The organism is Massilia sp. P1_C10 (genome assembly GCF_056406475.1).
The window spans coordinates 25,066-40,921 of sequence record NZ_JBFUAC010000015.1 but is presented as its reverse complement, the minus strand read 5'-3'; the positions used below and the strand labels follow the sequence as shown (position 1 = coordinate 40,921).

At 64.8% G+C, this 15,856-nt stretch carries 15 protein-coding genes; 12 read left to right on the top strand and 3 right to left on the bottom strand.

The genetic code is table 11. The features are described 5' to 3' along the window. The first annotated feature begins 72 nt into the window (after nucleotides 1-72). The 5 genes from queA to secF all read left to right on the top strand — a co-directional run bounded on the left by queA (nucleotide 73) and on the right by secF (nucleotide 5,907). Entirely contained in the window at nucleotides 73-1,095 is a 1,023-nt protein-coding gene (gene queA, locus AC1D02_RS21885; protein WP_477320575.1) for a tRNA preQ1(34) S-adenosylmethionine ribosyltransferase-isomerase QueA, read from the top strand. A gap of 7 nt (nucleotides 1,096-1,102) precedes the next feature. After that, nucleotides 1,103-2,242, top strand: coding sequence for a tRNA guanosine(34) transglycosylase Tgt (gene tgt, locus AC1D02_RS21880; protein WP_477320574.1), 1,140 nt, complete (start codon nucleotides 1,103-1,105; stop codon nucleotides 2,240-2,242). Between the two features lie 354 nt (nucleotides 2,243-2,596). Beyond that, nucleotides 2,597-2,932: a preprotein translocase subunit YajC gene (gene yajC / locus AC1D02_RS21875; protein ID WP_477320573.1), complete on the top strand. Its 336-nt coding sequence runs from the start codon at nucleotides 2,597-2,599 to the stop codon at nucleotides 2,930-2,932. Between the two features lie 58 nt (nucleotides 2,933-2,990). Beyond that, nucleotides 2,991-4,865, top strand: coding sequence for a protein translocase subunit SecD (gene secD / locus AC1D02_RS21870; protein ID WP_477320572.1), 1,875 nt, complete (start codon nucleotides 2,991-2,993; stop codon nucleotides 4,863-4,865). Between the two features lie 19 nt (nucleotides 4,866-4,884). Next, entirely contained in the window at nucleotides 4,885-5,907 is a 1,023-nt protein-coding gene (secF, locus tag AC1D02_RS21865; protein ID WP_477320571.1) for a protein translocase subunit SecF, read from the top strand. Nucleotides 5,908-6,172: 265 nt separating this feature from the next. Here secF and AC1D02_RS21860 read toward each other — a convergent pair whose 3' ends face one another. The 3 genes from AC1D02_RS21860 to AC1D02_RS21850 form a co-directional block, all read right to left on the bottom strand. Then, the gene (locus tag AC1D02_RS21860) at nucleotides 6,173-7,006 is read right to left on the bottom strand and encodes an HDOD domain-containing protein (protein ID WP_477320570.1); all 834 of its coding nucleotides are present in this window, start codon (nucleotides 7,004-7,006) and stop codon (nucleotides 6,173-6,175) included. 84 nt (nucleotides 7,007-7,090) lie between these two features. Then, nucleotides 7,091-7,372: a hypothetical protein gene (locus tag AC1D02_RS21855; RefSeq protein ID WP_477320569.1), complete on the bottom strand. Its 282-nt coding sequence runs from the start codon at nucleotides 7,370-7,372 to the stop codon at nucleotides 7,091-7,093. After that, nucleotides 7,369-7,797 (bottom strand): MarR family winged helix-turn-helix transcriptional regulator, encoded by a 429-nt coding sequence (locus AC1D02_RS21850; RefSeq protein WP_477320568.1) that lies wholly within the window; start codon nucleotides 7,795-7,797, stop codon nucleotides 7,369-7,371. The genes AC1D02_RS21855 and AC1D02_RS21850 overlap by 4 nt, the downstream gene beginning before the upstream one ends. A 155-nt stretch (nucleotides 7,798-7,952) precedes the next feature. On the opposite strand from AC1D02_RS21850, the gene AC1D02_RS21845 reads away from it, so the two are divergent. From AC1D02_RS21845 to astD, 7 genes are all read left to right on the top strand, one after another. Next, nucleotides 7,953-8,870: a DMT family transporter gene (locus AC1D02_RS21845; RefSeq protein ID WP_477320567.1), complete on the top strand. Its 918-nt coding sequence runs from the start codon at nucleotides 7,953-7,955 to the stop codon at nucleotides 8,868-8,870. A gap of 9 nt (nucleotides 8,871-8,879) precedes the next feature. Beyond that, a complete protein-coding gene (locus tag AC1D02_RS21840) occupies nucleotides 8,880-9,821 on the top strand; it encodes a GlxA family transcriptional regulator (protein ID WP_477320566.1) in 942 nt (313 codons plus the stop codon). A gap of 343 nt (nucleotides 9,822-10,164) precedes the next feature. Continuing rightward, entirely contained in the window at nucleotides 10,165-10,851 is a 687-nt protein-coding gene (locus tag AC1D02_RS21835) for a transposase (RefSeq protein WP_477320565.1), read from the top strand. 184 nt (nucleotides 10,852-11,035) lie between these two features. Next, entirely contained in the window at nucleotides 11,036-12,280 is a 1,245-nt protein-coding gene (gene astC, locus AC1D02_RS21830) for an acetylornithine/succinylornithine family transaminase (RefSeq protein ID WP_477320564.1), read from the top strand. 32 nt (nucleotides 12,281-12,312) lie between these two features. After that, on the top strand, nucleotides 12,313-13,344 hold the full coding sequence (locus AC1D02_RS21825) for an arginine N-succinyltransferase (RefSeq protein WP_477320563.1): 1,032 nt from the start codon (nucleotides 12,313-12,315) through the stop codon (nucleotides 13,342-13,344). Nucleotides 13,345-13,354: 10 nt separating this feature from the next. Next, nucleotides 13,355-14,398 carry an arginine N-succinyltransferase gene (astA, locus tag AC1D02_RS21820; protein WP_477320562.1) on the top strand — a complete coding sequence of 348 codons (1,044 nt, stop codon included), beginning with the start codon at nucleotides 13,355-13,357 and terminating at the stop codon, nucleotides 14,396-14,398. Beyond that, on the top strand, nucleotides 14,382-15,851 hold the full coding sequence (gene astD / locus AC1D02_RS21815) for a succinylglutamate-semialdehyde dehydrogenase (RefSeq protein WP_477320561.1): 1,470 nt from the start codon (nucleotides 14,382-14,384) through the stop codon (nucleotides 15,849-15,851). Before astA ends, astD begins: the two co-directional genes overlap by 17 nt. Nucleotides 15,852-15,856 lie beyond the last annotated feature (5 nt).

The following is a 15,856-nucleotide window of genomic DNA, read 5'->3' as shown; positions in this document are numbered from 1 at the left end:
AATAGAGGGTTGCCTTGCGCTTGTAAGCCCTATTGTAAGGCCCCTGAACCCCATTTTTCCAGAATTAGCAGAATGTACTCGCTTTCCGATTTCGATTTCGACCTGCCGCCCGAGCGCATCGCGCAGACCCCGCTGCCCGACCGCAGCGCCTCGCGCCTGCTGCAGCTCGACGGCGACACCATCGTCGACCGCCACTTTTCAGACATCGTCGACTTGCTGGAGGCGGGCGACCTGCTGGTCATGAACAACACGCGCGTGCTCAAAGCGCGCTTCTTCGGCGTCAAGGAGTCCGGCGGCCAGGTCGAAGTGCTGGTCGAGCGCGTGCTCGACAACCGCACCGTGCTTGCGCAAGTGCGCGCGTCGAAGTCGCCCAAGCCGGGCAACCGCATCCGCCTCGCCGACGCGTTCGACGTCGTCGCCGGCGAGCGCGCGGGCGAGTTCTTCACCCTGACGTTCGAAGGCGACGTGTTCGAGCTGATCGAAGCGCACGGGCGCCTGCCGCTGCCGCCGTACATCGACCACGCCGCCGACGAATTCGACGAGCAGCGTTACCAGACGGTGTACTCGAAGGAGCCGGGCGCTGTCGCCGCGCCGACCGCCGGCCTGCACTTCGACGACGCGCTGCTGGCCAAGCTGGCCGCGAAGGGCGTCAACTTCGCCTATGTCACGCTGCACGTGGGCGCCGGCACCTTCCAGCCGGTGCGGGTCGAAGACCTCACCAAGCACAACATGCACACCGAGTGGTACACCGTGCCGCAGGAGACTGTCGATGCGGTGAAGGCCGCCAAGGCTGCCGGCAAGGCCGTCGTCGCGGTCGGCACCACCAGCCTGCGCGCGCTCGAATCGGCGTCGCAGTCGGGCGAACTGGTGGCCGGCAGCGCCGACACCGCGCTGTTCATCACGCCGGGCTACGCCTTCAAGACAGTGACGCGCCTGATCACCAACTTCCACCTGCCGAAGTCGACCCTCCTGATGCTGGTGTCCGCCTTCGCCGGCTACGAGCCGATCCGCAAGGCCTACGCGCACGCGATCGCCAACGAATACCGCTTCTTCAGCTATGGCGACGCCATGCTGCTCACGACCCAATCACGCTAAGACTCCCATGCTCGAATTTACTCTTCTGAAGACCGACACCAGCGGCCTGTCGCACGCGCGGCGCGGCCGCCTGAAACTCAATCACGGCACCATCGAGACGCCGATCTTCATGCCGGTCGGGACCTACGGCTCGGTCAAGGCGATGGATCCGGACGAACTGAAGGCGGTCGGCTCGCAGATCATCCTGGGGAACACCTTCCACCTGTGGCTGCGCCCGGGCACCGAAGTGCTCAACAAGTTCGGCGGCCTGCACGGCTTCATGGGCTGGGACGGCCCGATCCTGACCGACTCGGGCGGCTTCCAGGTGTTCTCGCTCGGCGCGATGCGCAAGATCACGGAGGAGGGCGTCAAATTCGCCTCGCCGATCGACGGCAGCAAACTGTTCCTGTCGCCCGAGATCTCGATGCAGATCCAGCGCGCGCTGAATTCGGACATCGTGATGCAGTTCGACGAGTGCACGCCGTACGAAATCGACGGCCGTCCCGCCACCACCGAAGAAGCGGCCAAGTCGATGCGCATGTCGCTGCGCTGGGCCCAGCGCTCGATGAACGAATTCAAGGAGGGCGAAAACCCGAACGCGCTGTTCGGCATCGTCCAGGGCGGCATGTACGAGCACCTGCGCGACGAGTCGCTGGCGGGACTCGAAGACATCAACTTTCCGGGCATCGCGATCGGCGGCCTGTCGGTGGGCGAGCCGAAGGAAGACATGATGCGCATGCTGGCGCACGTCGGCCCGAAACTGCCGGCCAACAAGCCGCACTATCTGATGGGCGTGGGCACGCCGGAAGACCTGGTGGCGGGCGTGGCGAACGGCGTCGACATGTTCGACTGCGTCATGCCGACCCGGAATGCGCGCAACGGCTGGCTGTTCACGCGCTTCGGCGACGTCAAGATCAAGAACGCGCGCTACAAGGAAGACACGGCGCCGCTCGACGAGAGCTGCGACTGCTACTGCTGCAAGAACTTCTCGCGCGCGTATTTGCACCACCTGCACCGTTCGCAGGAGATCCTGGGCGCGCGCCTGAACACCATCCACAATCTGCACTACTACCTCAAGCTGATGCAGGAGATGCGCGATGCGATCGACGCGGACGGCTTCCATGCGTTCCGCCTGAAGTTCAATGCGGACCGGGCGCGCGGGATCTGACCCGCAAAGACCATCGGAACCCACCGGGGTCAGACCCGCTTATTATTCGGACGATTGGCGCGGCGCCAAAGACAAAACGGGTCTGACCCCGCGTGTCATGCCTTCCGTTTGAAGTTCAATCCGAAACGGGCGCGTGGGATCTGACCCTTAAAAACAATCGGGGTCAGACCCGGTTGTTATTCGGACGATTTGCGCGGCGCCGAAGAAAAAACGGGTCTGACCCCGCGGGGTAGACCCCTGCCTTGCAAAAACAATTACAGGTCCCACATGGCGAAAATGACTAGCCATCTGCGCCCGGTGCTAGAATACAGCGCTGCTTTTTTAACCAAGTAAAACTAACAACTGGAGTAACCTGTGTTCATTTCTAACGCTTATGCACAAACCGCCGGCACCGCCGCGGACGCCGGTACGATGGCCAGCCTGACGACCGTCGCACCGCTGGTGCTGATGTTCGTGGTCATGTATTTCCTGATGATCCGCCCGCAGCAGAAGCGCGCAAAAGAGACGAAGCTGATGATGGACGCGCTGACCAAGGGCGACGAAGTGATCACCGCCGGCGGCATCCTGGGCAAGGTCGCCAAGGTCAACGACACCTACGTCACCGTGGAAATCGCGGCCAACACCGAAATCGTGGTCCAGAAGAGCGCGATCACCACGCTGCTGCCGAAGGGCACCCTGAAGTCGCTGTAAGCCTGCCGGGCGGCGTGCGCGCCGCTCCCGCCTGCTCACCATCACCCGCTGGAACATTATGAATCGCTATCCCCTCTGGAAATACATTGTGATCGTCATCGCGCTGCTGTTCGGCGCGCTGTACACGGCGCCGAACTACTTCGGTGAATCGCCGGCGCTGCAAGTGACGACCGGCAAGACCACCATCAAGGTGAACGACGCCACCGCCACCCAGGTCGCGGCGGCGTTGAAACAGGAGGGGATCGCGCCCGACCGCATCAGCCTCGACGGCCAGGGCGCCGGCACCTCGGTGCGGGTGCGCTTCCCCACCACCGACGCCCAGTTCAAGGCCAAGCTGGCGCTGGAACGCGACCTGAACCGCGATCCGACCGACCCGGACTATATCGTCACCGTCAACCTGGTGAAGAACACCCCGGCCTGGATGCTGGCGATCCTCGCCAAGCCGATGAACCTGGGCCTTGACTTGCGCGGCGGCGTCCACTTCCTGATGCAGGTCGACGCCAACGGCGTGCTCGACAACAAGATCAAGGGCCTGCTGGCCACCACCCGCAGCGCCTTGCGCGACAAGAACGTCCGCCACGCCGGCATCGAGCGCCAGGGCAACACCATCCAGATCAAATTCCGCGACGCCGAAACCCGGGCGCGCGCCCGCGACGTGCTGGCCAGCCAGGTCGCCGACCTGGCGTTCGCCGACGCCACCAACGGCGCCGACCAGAACCTGCTGGTCTCGCTCAAGCCGGACGCGCTCAAGCGCATCGTCGAAGAAGGCGTCAAGCAGAACATCACCACGCTGTCCAAGCGGATCAACGAGCTGGGCGTGTCCGAGCCGATCATCCAGCAGCAGGGCGCCTCGCGCATCCTGATTCAGCTGCCGGGCGTGCAAGACGTGGCGCGCGCCAAGGACATCATCGGCCGCACCGCGACGCTGGAAATGCGCATGGTCGACGAGACCATCACCCCGGGCACCGAAACCACTGCGGCGATTCCGCTGAACTCGGAACTGTTCACCGTCGGCACCGGCGCGCCCGTCGTGCTGTATAAGGACGTCAACCTGACCGGCGAATACATTTCCGGCGCGTCCGCCAGCTTCGACCAGAACCAGCAGCCGGCCGTCAGCATCGACCTGAACGGCGACGGCGGCCGCAAGATGCGCGAAGCGACCCGCGAGCGCGTCGGCAAGAAGATGGCCATCCTGCTCAAGGAAAAAGGCAAGTACATGGTCGCTTCGGTGGCCACCATCCAGAGCGAACTGGGCAGCACGTTCCAGATCTCGAACATGGGCACGGCCGAGCGCGCCAGCGAACTGGCGCTGCTGCTGCGTTCCGGCGCGCTGTCGGCGCCGATGGAATTCGTCGAAGAGCGCGTGATCGGGCCGCAGCTGGGCGCCGAAAACATCGCCAAGGGACTGTACTCGACCGTGTACGGTTTCATCGCGATCGCCATCTTCATGATCATCTACTACCAGCTGTTCGGTTTCTTCAGCGTGCTGGCGCTGGCCTGCAACCTGTTCCTGCTGCTGGCGCTGCTGTCGACGATGCAGGCGACCCTGACCCTGCCGGGCATCGCCGCTATCGCGCTCGCGCTCGGCATGGCGATCGACGCCAACGTGCTGATCAACGAGCGCATCCGCGAAGAACTGCGCGGCGGCGCCTCGCCGCAGGCGGCGATCTCGGCCGGCTTCGACCGCGCCTGGGCCACCATTCTCGACTCCAACGTCACCACGCTGATCGTCGGCCTGGCGCTGCTGCTGTTCGGTTCGGGCGCCGTGCGCGGCTTTGCCGTCGTGCACTGCCTGGGCATCCTGACCTCGATGTTCTCGGCGGTGTTCGTGTCGCGCGGCGTGGTCAACCTCTGGTACGGCCGCAAGAAGAAGCTGGGCAAGATTGCCATCGGCACCGTATGGACGCCCGGCGTGGTCTCCATCAAGAAATAATTAAGAAAGAGGATTCGAGATGGAATTTTTCAAGATCAAACGGGACATCCCGTTCATGCGCCACGCGTTGATTTTCAACATCGTGTCGGCGCTGACCTTTGTGGCGGCGGTGTTCTTCATCGCCCACAAGGGCCTGCATTTGTCGGTCGAGTTCACCGGCGGCACCAAGCTGGAGTTGCGCTATCCGCATGCCGCGGACCAGGAAAAGATCCGCGCCAACCTCGTCAAGCTCGGTTACGAGCAGCCTGACGTGACCAGCTTCGGCACCGCGCAGGACATCCTGATGCGCCTGCCGGTACTCAAGGGCCAGGCCGGCGCCGACAGCTCGACCAGGGTGTTCAACGCCCTGTGCGCGGCCGAGAGCGGCACGCCGAAGCAGATCGACGGCGTCGGCCCCGGCGGCCAGCCGGTGTCGAAACAAGGCTGCGTGAACGCGGCCGGCGCTGAAGTGCTGACCTTGCAGTCGAAGGACTTCGTCGGTCCGTCGGTGGGCGACGAACTCGCGCAGAACGGCCTGAACGCACTGATCATGGTGATCGTCGGCGTGATGATTTACCTGGCCGTGCGCTTCGAATGGAAATTCGCGGTCGCGGCGATCATCGCCAACTTGCACGACGTGGTCATCATCCTCGGCTTCTTCGCCTTCTTCGAGTGGGAATTCTCATTGACCGTGCTGGCCGCGGTGCTGGCGGTGCTCGGTTACTCGGTCAACGAATCGGTGGTGATTTTCGACCGGATCCGCGAAAACTTCCGCAAGCAGCGCAAGGCGCCGGTGACCGAAGTGATCGACAACGCGATCACCAGCACGATTTCGCGCACCATCATCACCCACGGCTGCACCCAGATGATGGTGCTGTCGATGCTGTTCCTGGGCGGCCAGACGCTGCACTACTTCGCGATTGCGCTGACCATCGGTATCTGCTTCGGCATCTACTCGTCGGTGTTCGTGGCCGCGGCGATCGCCATGTGGCTGGGCGTCAAGCGTGAAGACCTGATCAAGCCGGTCAAGGAAAAGGACGAGACGGACGGCGCTGTGGTGTAAGCGCGGCCGCAGCGATCGCAGAAGAGGGCAGCCGAGGCTGCCCTTTTTTATCGCGCCAGCGCAGGCGTTGTTAACTATTTTCTGTTTGTGTGGGCCAACGCACAGAAGGACCGGCGCCCGGAAACTATAGTGGAACTGTCTCTTTCAGGACATCCCTAGTTTTGGACTTAGGCCCGCTCTTCCGAGAGTGGGCATTTTTTTTGTCCGGACGAAAAAACGGGGACAGGTCCGCGCGACCAGTCCCCTGCGTGTGCGCGTGCTGCGCTTAGAACAGCGCCGCGCTCAGGCTGCTGACTTCGTCGGCGGATTCTTCCAAAATGGAGGCGAGGGTGCCCTCGCCGGTGACGAAATCGATCGTCGCCGCCGACTGCTGCGTGGTGGCGCCGGGGCGCACGTGCAGCGGCGACGGCAGCGGCGCCAGGTCGTTGGCCAGCATCAGGGTGTCGCCAAGGGTTTCCGGCGGCAGCGCGCGCATGCCGTTCCACATCGCCTCGATGGCATCCATCACGGCCGGCGGCACGCCGAGCTTCTTCAGCACGCCGCGCCCGATCTCGACTTCGCCGAATTCGATCCATTCCTCCGGATCGCCATCGAGCAGGCCGGGAAACTCGGCCGCGCGCGACAGCAGGTAGAAGCCGCCGACTTCGTGCACGATGCCGGCGAACATGGCCGTTTCCGGATCGACATGCGTGACGCGCCTGGCAATGACTTGCGCCAGCGCCGCGACGTGGGCCGAATGCTTCCACAGCTGGTCGGCCTTGGCACGCAGGTCCGGCTGGGTAATTTTGCTGTCGAGCTGGCGGACGATGACGGCCGCGGCCAGCGCGTTGAGGGTGCGGAAGCCGACCCGCTGCACGGCGGCGCGGACGTTGGTGACGTCGCTGCCGGAGCGCTTGTAGGCGGCCGAGTTGGCGATCGCCACGGTGCGCGCGGCCAGCAAGGGCTCGGCCTGCACCAGGCGGGCGGCTTCGTCCGCGTGCAGGTCCGGGTCGCTCAGCGCGCGCTGCAGTTTGAGCGTGGCGTCGACGTTGGTCGGGAAGCTGAGTTCGCCGCGTCCCGCCTCGGCGGCGATGCTTTTGAAGGTGTCGAGTCTGTCCATGGGAAAAATTATACTCCCAATAAACATACCGCCCTGCGATAAAACGTGCTCAAAAGCATCTTTTTACCACAGGCCTGGCGTGGATCAAGGCGCCGAGAAGATCGCGTCGCAGCCTTCCTCGGTGCCTTCGGTGCCTTGCAGCTCGTCGACCAGGCCCAGGTCTTCCAATTCTTCCACGGCGTTGGTGTAGTTGTTGGCCTTCGGGGCGCCGATCAGGCGGTAGATTTGGCCGGCTTCGTTGCGCACGCCGACCAGCAGCTTTTCCTGGCGCACTTCGTCGACCGAAGCGACGTCGAGCAGCAGATTGGCGATGATTTGTTTATCGATTTGGGCCGGCGCGATGCCGTCGATCAGGGCGGTTTTCAATGTTCTTCCTTTAATGGTGAGGTGGAAGGGGGAAGGGCGGCGCCGGCGTGCAGGATCAGCTGCTTGAGCTTGGACAAGGCCTGGTCGATGGCGTCGAACTCGGCGTCGCTGCAGCCGGCGAACAGTTGCTTGCCGTGCGCCACCACGGTCGGAAATACCTCGTGGAACAGCGCCTCGCCGCTCGGGGTCAGGCTGACGAAGAACGAGCGCTTGTCGTCGCCGCTGCGGGTGCGCGCGACCAGGCCCTTCTGTTCGAGGCGGTCGATGACCCCGGTCAGGGTGCCCTTGGTGATCAGGGTGCGCTCGCCCAGTTGCTTGTACGTCATCCCGGCCGTATTGCCGAGCGTGGCGATGATGTCGAACTGGGCGTGCGTGAGCCCGCACTGGCGCACCGACTCGCCCGAAAAGCGTTCGAAGCCCTGCATGCACTCCGCCAGCAAGCGGACACTCCGTAAGTATCGTTCCCCCATAAGCGGTGATTATAGCTGGCCGCGCGCCATTGCCGGCGCGGTGCGTTCGCGTTTTGCGGCCGAGGCAGTTACCATACGCCTATTATTATCAAATCAACGCCGAGACCTCCATGACCCACCAGTTCCGCGGCATCCTCGCCCTGCTGCTCGTCACCCTTGTGTGGGGGACCACTTTCCCCGCGATGAAAGGGCTGACGCTGTATTTTTCGGCGCAATGGATCATCTTCATCCGCTTCGCGATTGCCGCGGTGCTGCTCGCGCCCTTCCTGTGGAAACCGGGGCGCGACGACCTGGTCTCGGGCGGCCTGCTCGGCGTGCTGCTGTTTTTCTGCTACGTGTTCCAGGTCGAAGGGCTGGCGCTGACCACGTCGAACCGCAACGCCTTCATGTGCGGACTGTCGGTGCTGGTGGTGCCGCTGCTCGGCCTCGTGTCGGGCAAGCTGCCGGAAAAACGCATCGTGTTGGCGCTGGTGCTGGCGCTGGCCGGCCTGGCGGCGCTGTGCTGGGACGGCGGCGCGTGGAGCCGCGGCGACACGCTGGCGCTGTGCAGCGCGTTCGCCTTCGGCCTGTACATCAAGATGATGGCCTTCCGCACGCGGCGCGCGTCGCGATTGATGACGCTGACCGCGATGCAGATCCTGACGGTGGCGCTGTGCGCGGCGATCTGGTTGCTGGCGCGCGAAGTGCCGCGCACGACGATCGACGCCGGCCAGGACTTCGCCAACTACTGGGAATACATCGGGCAAGGGCTGGCGACTTACACGGTCAACCTCGTGTACCTGGGCGTGGTGGCGACGGCGGCGATCATCTCGCTGCAAAGCTGGGGGCAGTCGCGGGCGACGGCCAACGAAGCGGCGGTGATCTACTCGTTCGAGCCGGCGGCGGCTGCCTTCTTCGCCTACTTCTGGCTGGGCGAGACGATGACGGCGCGCGGCTGGTTCGGCGCGGCGCTGCTGATCGCCGGCATGATCGTCAGCCAATGGAATGCGGCGACGCCGCGTCCGGCGGCCGCGCTGGCGCCCGAATAACGCCAGGCGATGCCGCTGTCCGATCTTTCCCGCCTGGCGCATGAAAAGCCGCTGCGCGTCCTGCTGGTCAATGCCGGCGAACCGGACTCGTTGAGCTGGTCCGGGCTGTATCAGCCGCTGCGGCTGGCGGCCAAGCTGCTCGGGCCCGAGCGCCTGCATGTGGACGTGCGCACGCCCGACAAGTTCGGCGCCGACGCGGTTCGCCACTGGCACCTGGTGCTGCTGGTGGCGGACGAATCGGAGGCCGGGCTGAAGCCGGCGAACAGCCGCACCGTGTTTTCGCGGGTGCGCGCGGCGCCGTTCTGGGGCGGCGTCGGCGCCGGCGTGCTGTGGCTGGCGGAGGGCGGCATGCTCAATGGCGTGCGCACTGCCTTGCCGTGGGCGCTGTATCCCGAGGTCGACACCAGTGGCGACCATGCCGTGATCACGCCGCACCTGTACGAGTTCGACGACAACCGGCTCACGTGTTGCGGGGGGGCGGCCAGCATCGACTTCGCGCTGGCGCTGGTCGACATCATCTTCGGCGCCACGGTGCAGGCGCACATCAAGGAAGCGCTGTGCATCGACCGGGTGCGCGGGAAGGAAGAGCGGCAGCGGGTCGCGTTGCAGGCGCGCTTCGGAGTGCTGCAGCCGAAGCTGAGCGAAGCGGTGACGCTCATGGAAGCCAACATCGAAGAGCCGCTGTCGACGGACGACATTGCGGGGCTGGTGGGGCTGTCGCGGCGCCAGCTCGAGCGCCTGTTCAAACAGTACCTGGGCAGCCTGCCGTCGCGCTACTACCTCGAGTTGCGCCTGCAGCGTGCGCGCCAGCTGCTGCTCGACACCAACTACTCGATCGTCCAGGTGGGCTTGATGTGCGGCTTTTCGTCGGGCTCGCATTTTTCGACTGCTTTCGGCGCACTCTTTGGGAACACCCCGCGCGAGGAGCGCCAGCGCAAGCTGAGTTCGTAAATCCGCTTAAACCCCTGGGGTCAGACCAACCCCCCCCGGGGTCAGACCCGCTTTTTCTCTCGCGAAACCGCCCGAACGTCGTCAATAAAACGGGTCTGACCCCGGGGGCAAAACGGGTCTGACCCCGGGGGCAAAACGGGTCTGACCCCGAGGGGCAAAGCTGTTTCAAACCCCTGGGGTCAGACCCGCTTTTTCTATCGCGAAACCGTCCGAACGCCGTCAATAAAACGGGTCTGACCCCGGGGGGGGAAGCTGTTTTGCCGTCAGTTGCGATTGATCGAATCCGGATCACTTTATCGGGCTAGCGTGGGAGCTTTCCGTCACCGATTTTCGCGAGCTACCCATGCCACGTCGATTACGTCTGGTCATCCCCGAAGTCCCGCTTCATATCACTCAGCGCGGCAACAACCGGCTTCGGTGTTTTTTTGACGAGGCCGATTTCCAGATGTACCTCAAGCTGCTTCGCTCGGCCTCGATCCGCGCCGATTGTCGAATACACGCATATGTGTTGATGAGCAATCATGTCCACTTGGTAGTGTCTCCCACCGACGAACAAGGGCCGGCTGTGCTGATGAAATCGCTCGGCGAGCGCTACGTGCGATATGTGAACCGCCGCCACTCCCGAACTGGCACCCTGTGGGAAGGGCGCTATCACTCATGCCTGGTCCAAAGCGAACGGTACCTGATGGCCTGTCAGCGGTATGTGGAACTGAATCCGGTTCGCGCGAGCCTGGTGAGCAAGCCTTCCGATTACCCTTGGTCAAGCTACCACCATAACGCCCACGGCGGACCTGGCAAGCTGGTAACGCCGCACGAGCTTTACAACCGACTGGGCAACGATTTCGCTTCCCGGCAGAGCGCCTATCGGGCGCTGTTTGACGAAATTCTCGGCAGCGAAGCACTTTGCCAGGTGCGTAAGGCGACGCATGGCAATACTGCCTTTGGCTCACCGGAGTTCTCAGCCCAGTTCTCGCAATTGGCGGGGCGCACGCTCACACCGCGGCGCGCGCCCCCCCAAGGCAAGCGATGATTTCGCGAATCGCGCCAGAACCGAACAAAAACCGGGTCTGACCCCGATGGTGGGAAATGGCAAGGACGAAAAATGAAAATGCCTGTCGCACATTGAAAAGAACTCAACGGCGTCCTTTCCTATAATTGGCCATCCGCCCAGCTGTCCGAGCCCGGGCGACCCTAACATTGGATGAGGATTTGCCATGAACGCTAAGCTTGAATCGGGTGTCACCACGCGGCCTGTCACACGCCAGACTTTCGACGAAGTACTGATCCCCACCTACGCGCCCGCCGCGATGGTGCCGGTGCGCGCCTCCGGCCTCGACCTGTGGGACCAGAACGGCAAGCATTACCTCGATTTCACCGCCGGCATCGCCGTCACCAGCCTCGGCCACGCCAACCCGATCCTGGTCGACGCCCTCACCAAGCAGATCAACACGCTCTGGCACCTCGGCAACGGCTACACCAACGAGCCGGTCCTGCGCCTGGCCCTGGCCCTGACCGACGCCACCTTCGCCGACCGCGCCTTCTTCTGCAACTCCGGCGCCGAAGCCAACGAAGCGGCCCTGAAGCTGGCCCGCAAATACGCCCACACCAAGTTCGGCGCCCACAAGTCGCGCATCGTGTCCTGCCTGTCGTCGTTCCACGGCCGCACCCTGTTCACCGTCTCGGTCGGCGGCCAGCCGAAATACACCGAAGGCTTCGAGCCGCTGCCGCAAGAGATCAACCACATCCCGTACAACGATATCGCCGCCGCGCGCGCCGCGATCACCGACGATGTCGCCGCCGTGATCGTCGAGCCGATTCAGGGCGAGGGCGGCGTGATCCCGGGCGACCCGGCCTTCCTCAAAGCGCTGCGCGAACGCTGCGACGAAACCGGCGCGCTGCTGGTGTTCGACGAAGTCCAGTCGGGCGTGGGCCGCACCGGCGCCTTGTACGCGTATATGGAAACCGGCGTCACGCCAGACATCCTGACCACCGCCAAAGCCCTCGGCAACGGCTACCCGATCGGCGCGATGCTGACCACCACCGCGATCGCCGAACACTTCGGCGTCGGCTCGCACGGCACCACCTACGGCGGCAACCCGCTCGCCGCGACCGTCGCGCTGAACGTGGTCGAGACCATCAACACCCCGGCCTTCCTGGCGCGCGTGAAGCAAGCCAGCGCCAAGCTGTTCGCCAACCTCGAGAAGCTCGCCGCCGACTACCCCCAGCTGTTCGGCAAGGTGCGCGGCCAGGGCCTGCTGATTGGCCTGCCGGTCGCCGATGCCTTCAAGGGCCGCGCCAAGGATTACACCAAAGCCGCCGAAGCCCTCGGCCTGATGCTGCTGATCGCCGGCCCCGACGTGATCCGCCTTGCCCCCGCGCTGATCGTCTCCGACGAGCAGATCGCCGACGCCGACCGCATCATGCGCGCCGCCGCCGACGCCATCCTGGCCGCCGTCTGACCGCCCACGCCGGACCTTCCAAGGGAGTCCCCATGCATGTTGTCCGTCCGGTAGAGCTGTCCGACATCGCCGCCCTCGAAACGCTGGCGGCGGTGACGATGCCGGGTGTCCACACGCTGCCGAAGACGCGCGAAAAAATCGCCGCTTCGGTGGAGCGCTCGATCGCCTCGTTCGCCGCGCACGTCGACATCCCCAGCGAAGAGTCCTACCTGTTCGTGCTCGAGAACCAGGCCACGCGCGAGATCGTCGGCACTGCCGCGATCCACGCCTCGGCCGGTTCCAACGGCACCTACTTCTCCTTCCGTAACGACGTGATCCAGCAGGTTTCGCGCGACCTGAACATCAGCCACAGCGTCCACGCGCTCACGCTGTGCTCCGAGCTGACCGCCTACTCGCAGCTGTCCGGCTTCTACGTGCAGGAGCGCGACAGCGCCGGCCCCGAAGCGGCCCTGCTGTCGCGCGCCCGCCTGCTGTTCGCCGTCCTCGCGCCGCACCGCTTCGGCGACCGCTTCTTCGTCCCGCTGGCCGGCGTCACCGACGACCAGGGTTCCTCGCCGTTCTGGGATGCGCTGGGCCGCAAGTTCTTCAAGATGGATTTCCTCGACGCCGAACGCGTCATCGGCGGCGCCCGCAACCGCACCCTGATCGTCGAGCTGATGCCGCACTACCCGGTGTACGTGCCGCTGCTGCCCGGCGACGCCCAGGCGGCGATGGGCCAGATCCATCCCGACGGCCAGCTCGCCTTCGACCTGCTCACCGAAGAAGGCTTCGAAGCCGACGACTACATCGACATCTTCGACGGCGGCCCGATCCTGCAGGCGCACAAGAATTCGCTGCGCTCGTTCACCGGTTCGGTGATTCGCCAGGTGGCGATGGCCGACCCGGGCGCCGCCTGCGACGCGCTGGCGACCTACGCGATCGCCGCCAGCAGCGAGCAGAACTTCCGCGCCATCACCGCCACCTGCCCATCGGTCGAAGCGGGCGAGGTGGTGTACCTGGCGCAGGACGCGCTCGATGCGCTGATGGTGGCCCCCGGCGACAGCGTCATCTGCGTCAGAATCTGAGAGAAAATCCATGTTAGTCGTACGCGCAATCAAAACCTCGGACCTTGACGCCCTGCTCGACATGGCATCGCAGGTCGGCAGCGGCATGACCACCCTCAAGCCGGACCGCCAGATGCTGGGCGACCGGGTCGCCGTCGCCGTCGCTTCGTTCGCGCAGACCATCGCCCCCGAAAAGCGCGACTACATGTTCGTCATGGAGGACACCTCCACCGGCCGCATGGCCGGCGTGTGCGCCATCAAGGGCGCGGTCGGCCTGAACGAGCCGTTCTACAACTACCGCATCGGCACCCTGGTGCACTCCAGCCGCGAACTCGATATCTTCACGCGCATGGAGACGCTGTACCTGTCGAACGACCTGACCGGCTCCACCGAACTGTGCTCGCTGTTCCTGCACCCCGACTACCGCTTCGGCCACAACGGCAAGTGGCTGTCGAAAAGCCGCTTCCTGTTCATCGCCCAGTTCCCGCACCTGTTCACCGAAAAGCTGATCGCCGAAATGCGCGGCTTCCAGGAAGACGACGGCCGCTCGCCGTTCTACGAAGGCCTCGGCCGCCACTTCTTCAAGATGGACTTCGACCACGTCGACGAACTGACCGCGCTCGGCAAAAAGTCCTTCATCGCCGAACTGATGCCGCGCCAGCCGCTGTACGTCGATTACCTGCCGGCCGAAGCGCAGGAAGTGATCGGCAAAGTCCACCGCAACACCCAGCCCGCCCGCAAGATGCTCGAGCAGGAGGGCATGCACTTCGAAGGCTACGTCGACATCTTCGACGCCGGCCCGGTGCTGCAGGGCCGCGTGTCCGAACTGCGCGCGGTGCGCCAGAGCGAGCTGGTAACGGTGACCGAAGGCGTCGCGCCGCCGAACTCGGACCATACGCTGGTGTCTAACACAGTGATGCAGGACTTCCGCATGATCGTCGCCTGCGCCGCCCCGTCGTCGGACTCCATCGCGCTCACCACCGCGCAACTCGAACTGCTGCATTGCGCGCACGGCGACCAGGTGCGCACGCTGCCACTCAATTCAAGGAAGAACACGAATGCCACACCTCAGTAATTTCATTGGCGGCGCATGGTCCGCCGGCAGCGGCGCCGAACTCGTGACGATCGATCCGTCCAGCGGCAAGCAGACCTGGTCCAGCAACGAGTCCACCCCGGCCGACGTCGATCGCGCAACGCAGGCCGCGCGCGCCGCGTTCGAAGCATGGGCTCTCACGCCGCTCGACGAGCGCATCGCCGTGTGCACGCGCTTCCGCGACCTGCTCAAACAGGACGCCGAGGAGCTGGCCGCAATCATCGCCGAAGAAGTCGGCAAGCCGCTGTGGGAAGCGCGCACCGAAGTGACAACCATGGCCAACAAGGTCGACATCTCGGTGCAGGCCTACGCTGCCCGCACCGGCGAGACGGCCGCCAAGGTCGCCGACGGCAACGCGGTACTGCGCCATCGGCCGCACGGCGTGTTCGGCGTGTTCGGTCCTTACAACTTCCCCGGCCACCTGCCGAACGGGCATATCGTCCCGGCCCTCATCGCCGGCAACACGGTGGTGTTCAAGCCGAGCGAATACGCCCCGCGCACCGCGGTCAAGACCGTGCAGCTGTGGGAGAAGGCCGGCCTGCCGGCCGGCGTGATCAACCTGGTCAACGGCGGCCGCAACACCGGTATCGCGCTCGGCAAGCAGCCGGGCATCGACGGCGTGCTGTTTACCGGCAGCTGCCAGACCGGCGTCGCGCTTCACAAGCAGTTCGGCGGCCAGCCCGGCAAGATGCTGGCGCTTGAAATGGGCGGCAACAACCCGCTGGTCGTGTGGGACGTGCAGGACGTCGACGCCGCCGTGCACCACGCCGTCATGTCGGCCTTCATCTCGGCCGGCCAGCGCTGCACCTGCGCGCGCCGCCTGATCGTGCAGGACAACGCCGCCGGCGCCGCCTTCGTCAAACGCCTGGTCGACGTCGCGTCGAAACTCACCGTCGGCCCGTCCAACGCCGAGCCGCAGCCGTTCATGGGGCCGGTCGTCTCGAACGCCGTCGCCTCGATGCTGGTGCAGGCCCAGGCCGAGATGGTCGCCAAGGGCGGCATCAACCTGCTGCAGATGCGCCAGCCCGACCCCAACGCCGGCTTCGTCACCGCCGGCATCGTCGACGTCACCGATGCGAAAGGCATCCCCGACGAAGAATGGTTCGGTCCCCTGCTGCAGATCATCCGCGTGAAGGACTTCGACACGGCGATCAAGGTCGCCAACGCCACCGAATTCGGCCTGGCCGCCGCGCTGCTGTCGAACGACGAGGCGCTGTGGAAGCGCTTCTCGGTGCAGGCCCGCGCCGGCATCGTCAACTGGAATCGCCCGACCACCGGCGCCGCCAGCTCGGCGCCGTTCGGCGGCGTCGGCAAATCGGGCAATCACCGCCCGAGCGCGTACTACGCGGCCGACTACTGCGCCTATCCGGTCGCCTCGATCGAAACCAGCGAACTCGCGCTGCCGGCCAAGCTGTCGCCTGGCCTCTCTATCTGATACGG

Coding starts and splice junctions, on each gene's coding strand:
- secF (WP_477320571.1), top strand. CDS start 4,885: ATGGAATTTTTCAAGATCAAACGGGACATCCCGTTCATGCGCCACGCG.
- AC1D02_RS21840 (WP_477320566.1), top strand. CDS start 8,880: ATGCCGCTGTCCGATCTTTCCCGCCTGGCGCATGAAAAGCCGCTGCGC.
- AC1D02_RS21835 (WP_477320565.1), top strand. CDS start 10,165: ATGCCACGTCGATTACGTCTGGTCATCCCCGAAGTCCCGCTTCATATC.
- AC1D02_RS21860 (WP_477320570.1), bottom strand. CDS start 7,006: ATGGACAGACTCGACACCTTCAAAAGCATCGCCGCCGAGGCGGGACGC.
- astA (WP_477320562.1), top strand. CDS start 13,355: ATGTTAGTCGTACGCGCAATCAAAACCTCGGACCTTGACGCCCTGCTC.
- astD (WP_477320561.1), top strand. CDS start 14,382: ATGCCACACCTCAGTAATTTCATTGGCGGCGCATGGTCCGCCGGCAGC.
- AC1D02_RS21845 (WP_477320567.1), top strand. CDS start 7,953: ATGACCCACCAGTTCCGCGGCATCCTCGCCCTGCTGCTCGTCACCCTT.
- secD (WP_477320572.1), top strand. CDS start 2,991: ATGAATCGCTATCCCCTCTGGAAATACATTGTGATCGTCATCGCGCTG.
- tgt (WP_477320574.1), top strand. CDS start 1,103: ATGCTCGAATTTACTCTTCTGAAGACCGACACCAGCGGCCTGTCGCAC.
- queA (WP_477320575.1), top strand. CDS start 73: ATGTACTCGCTTTCCGATTTCGATTTCGACCTGCCGCCCGAGCGCATC.
- astC (WP_477320564.1), top strand. CDS start 11,036: ATGAACGCTAAGCTTGAATCGGGTGTCACCACGCGGCCTGTCACACGC.
- AC1D02_RS21825 (WP_477320563.1), top strand. CDS start 12,313: ATGCATGTTGTCCGTCCGGTAGAGCTGTCCGACATCGCCGCCCTCGAA.
- AC1D02_RS21850 (WP_477320568.1), bottom strand. CDS start 7,797: ATGCAGGGCTTCGAACGCTTTTCGGGCGAGTCGGTGCGCCAGTGCGGG.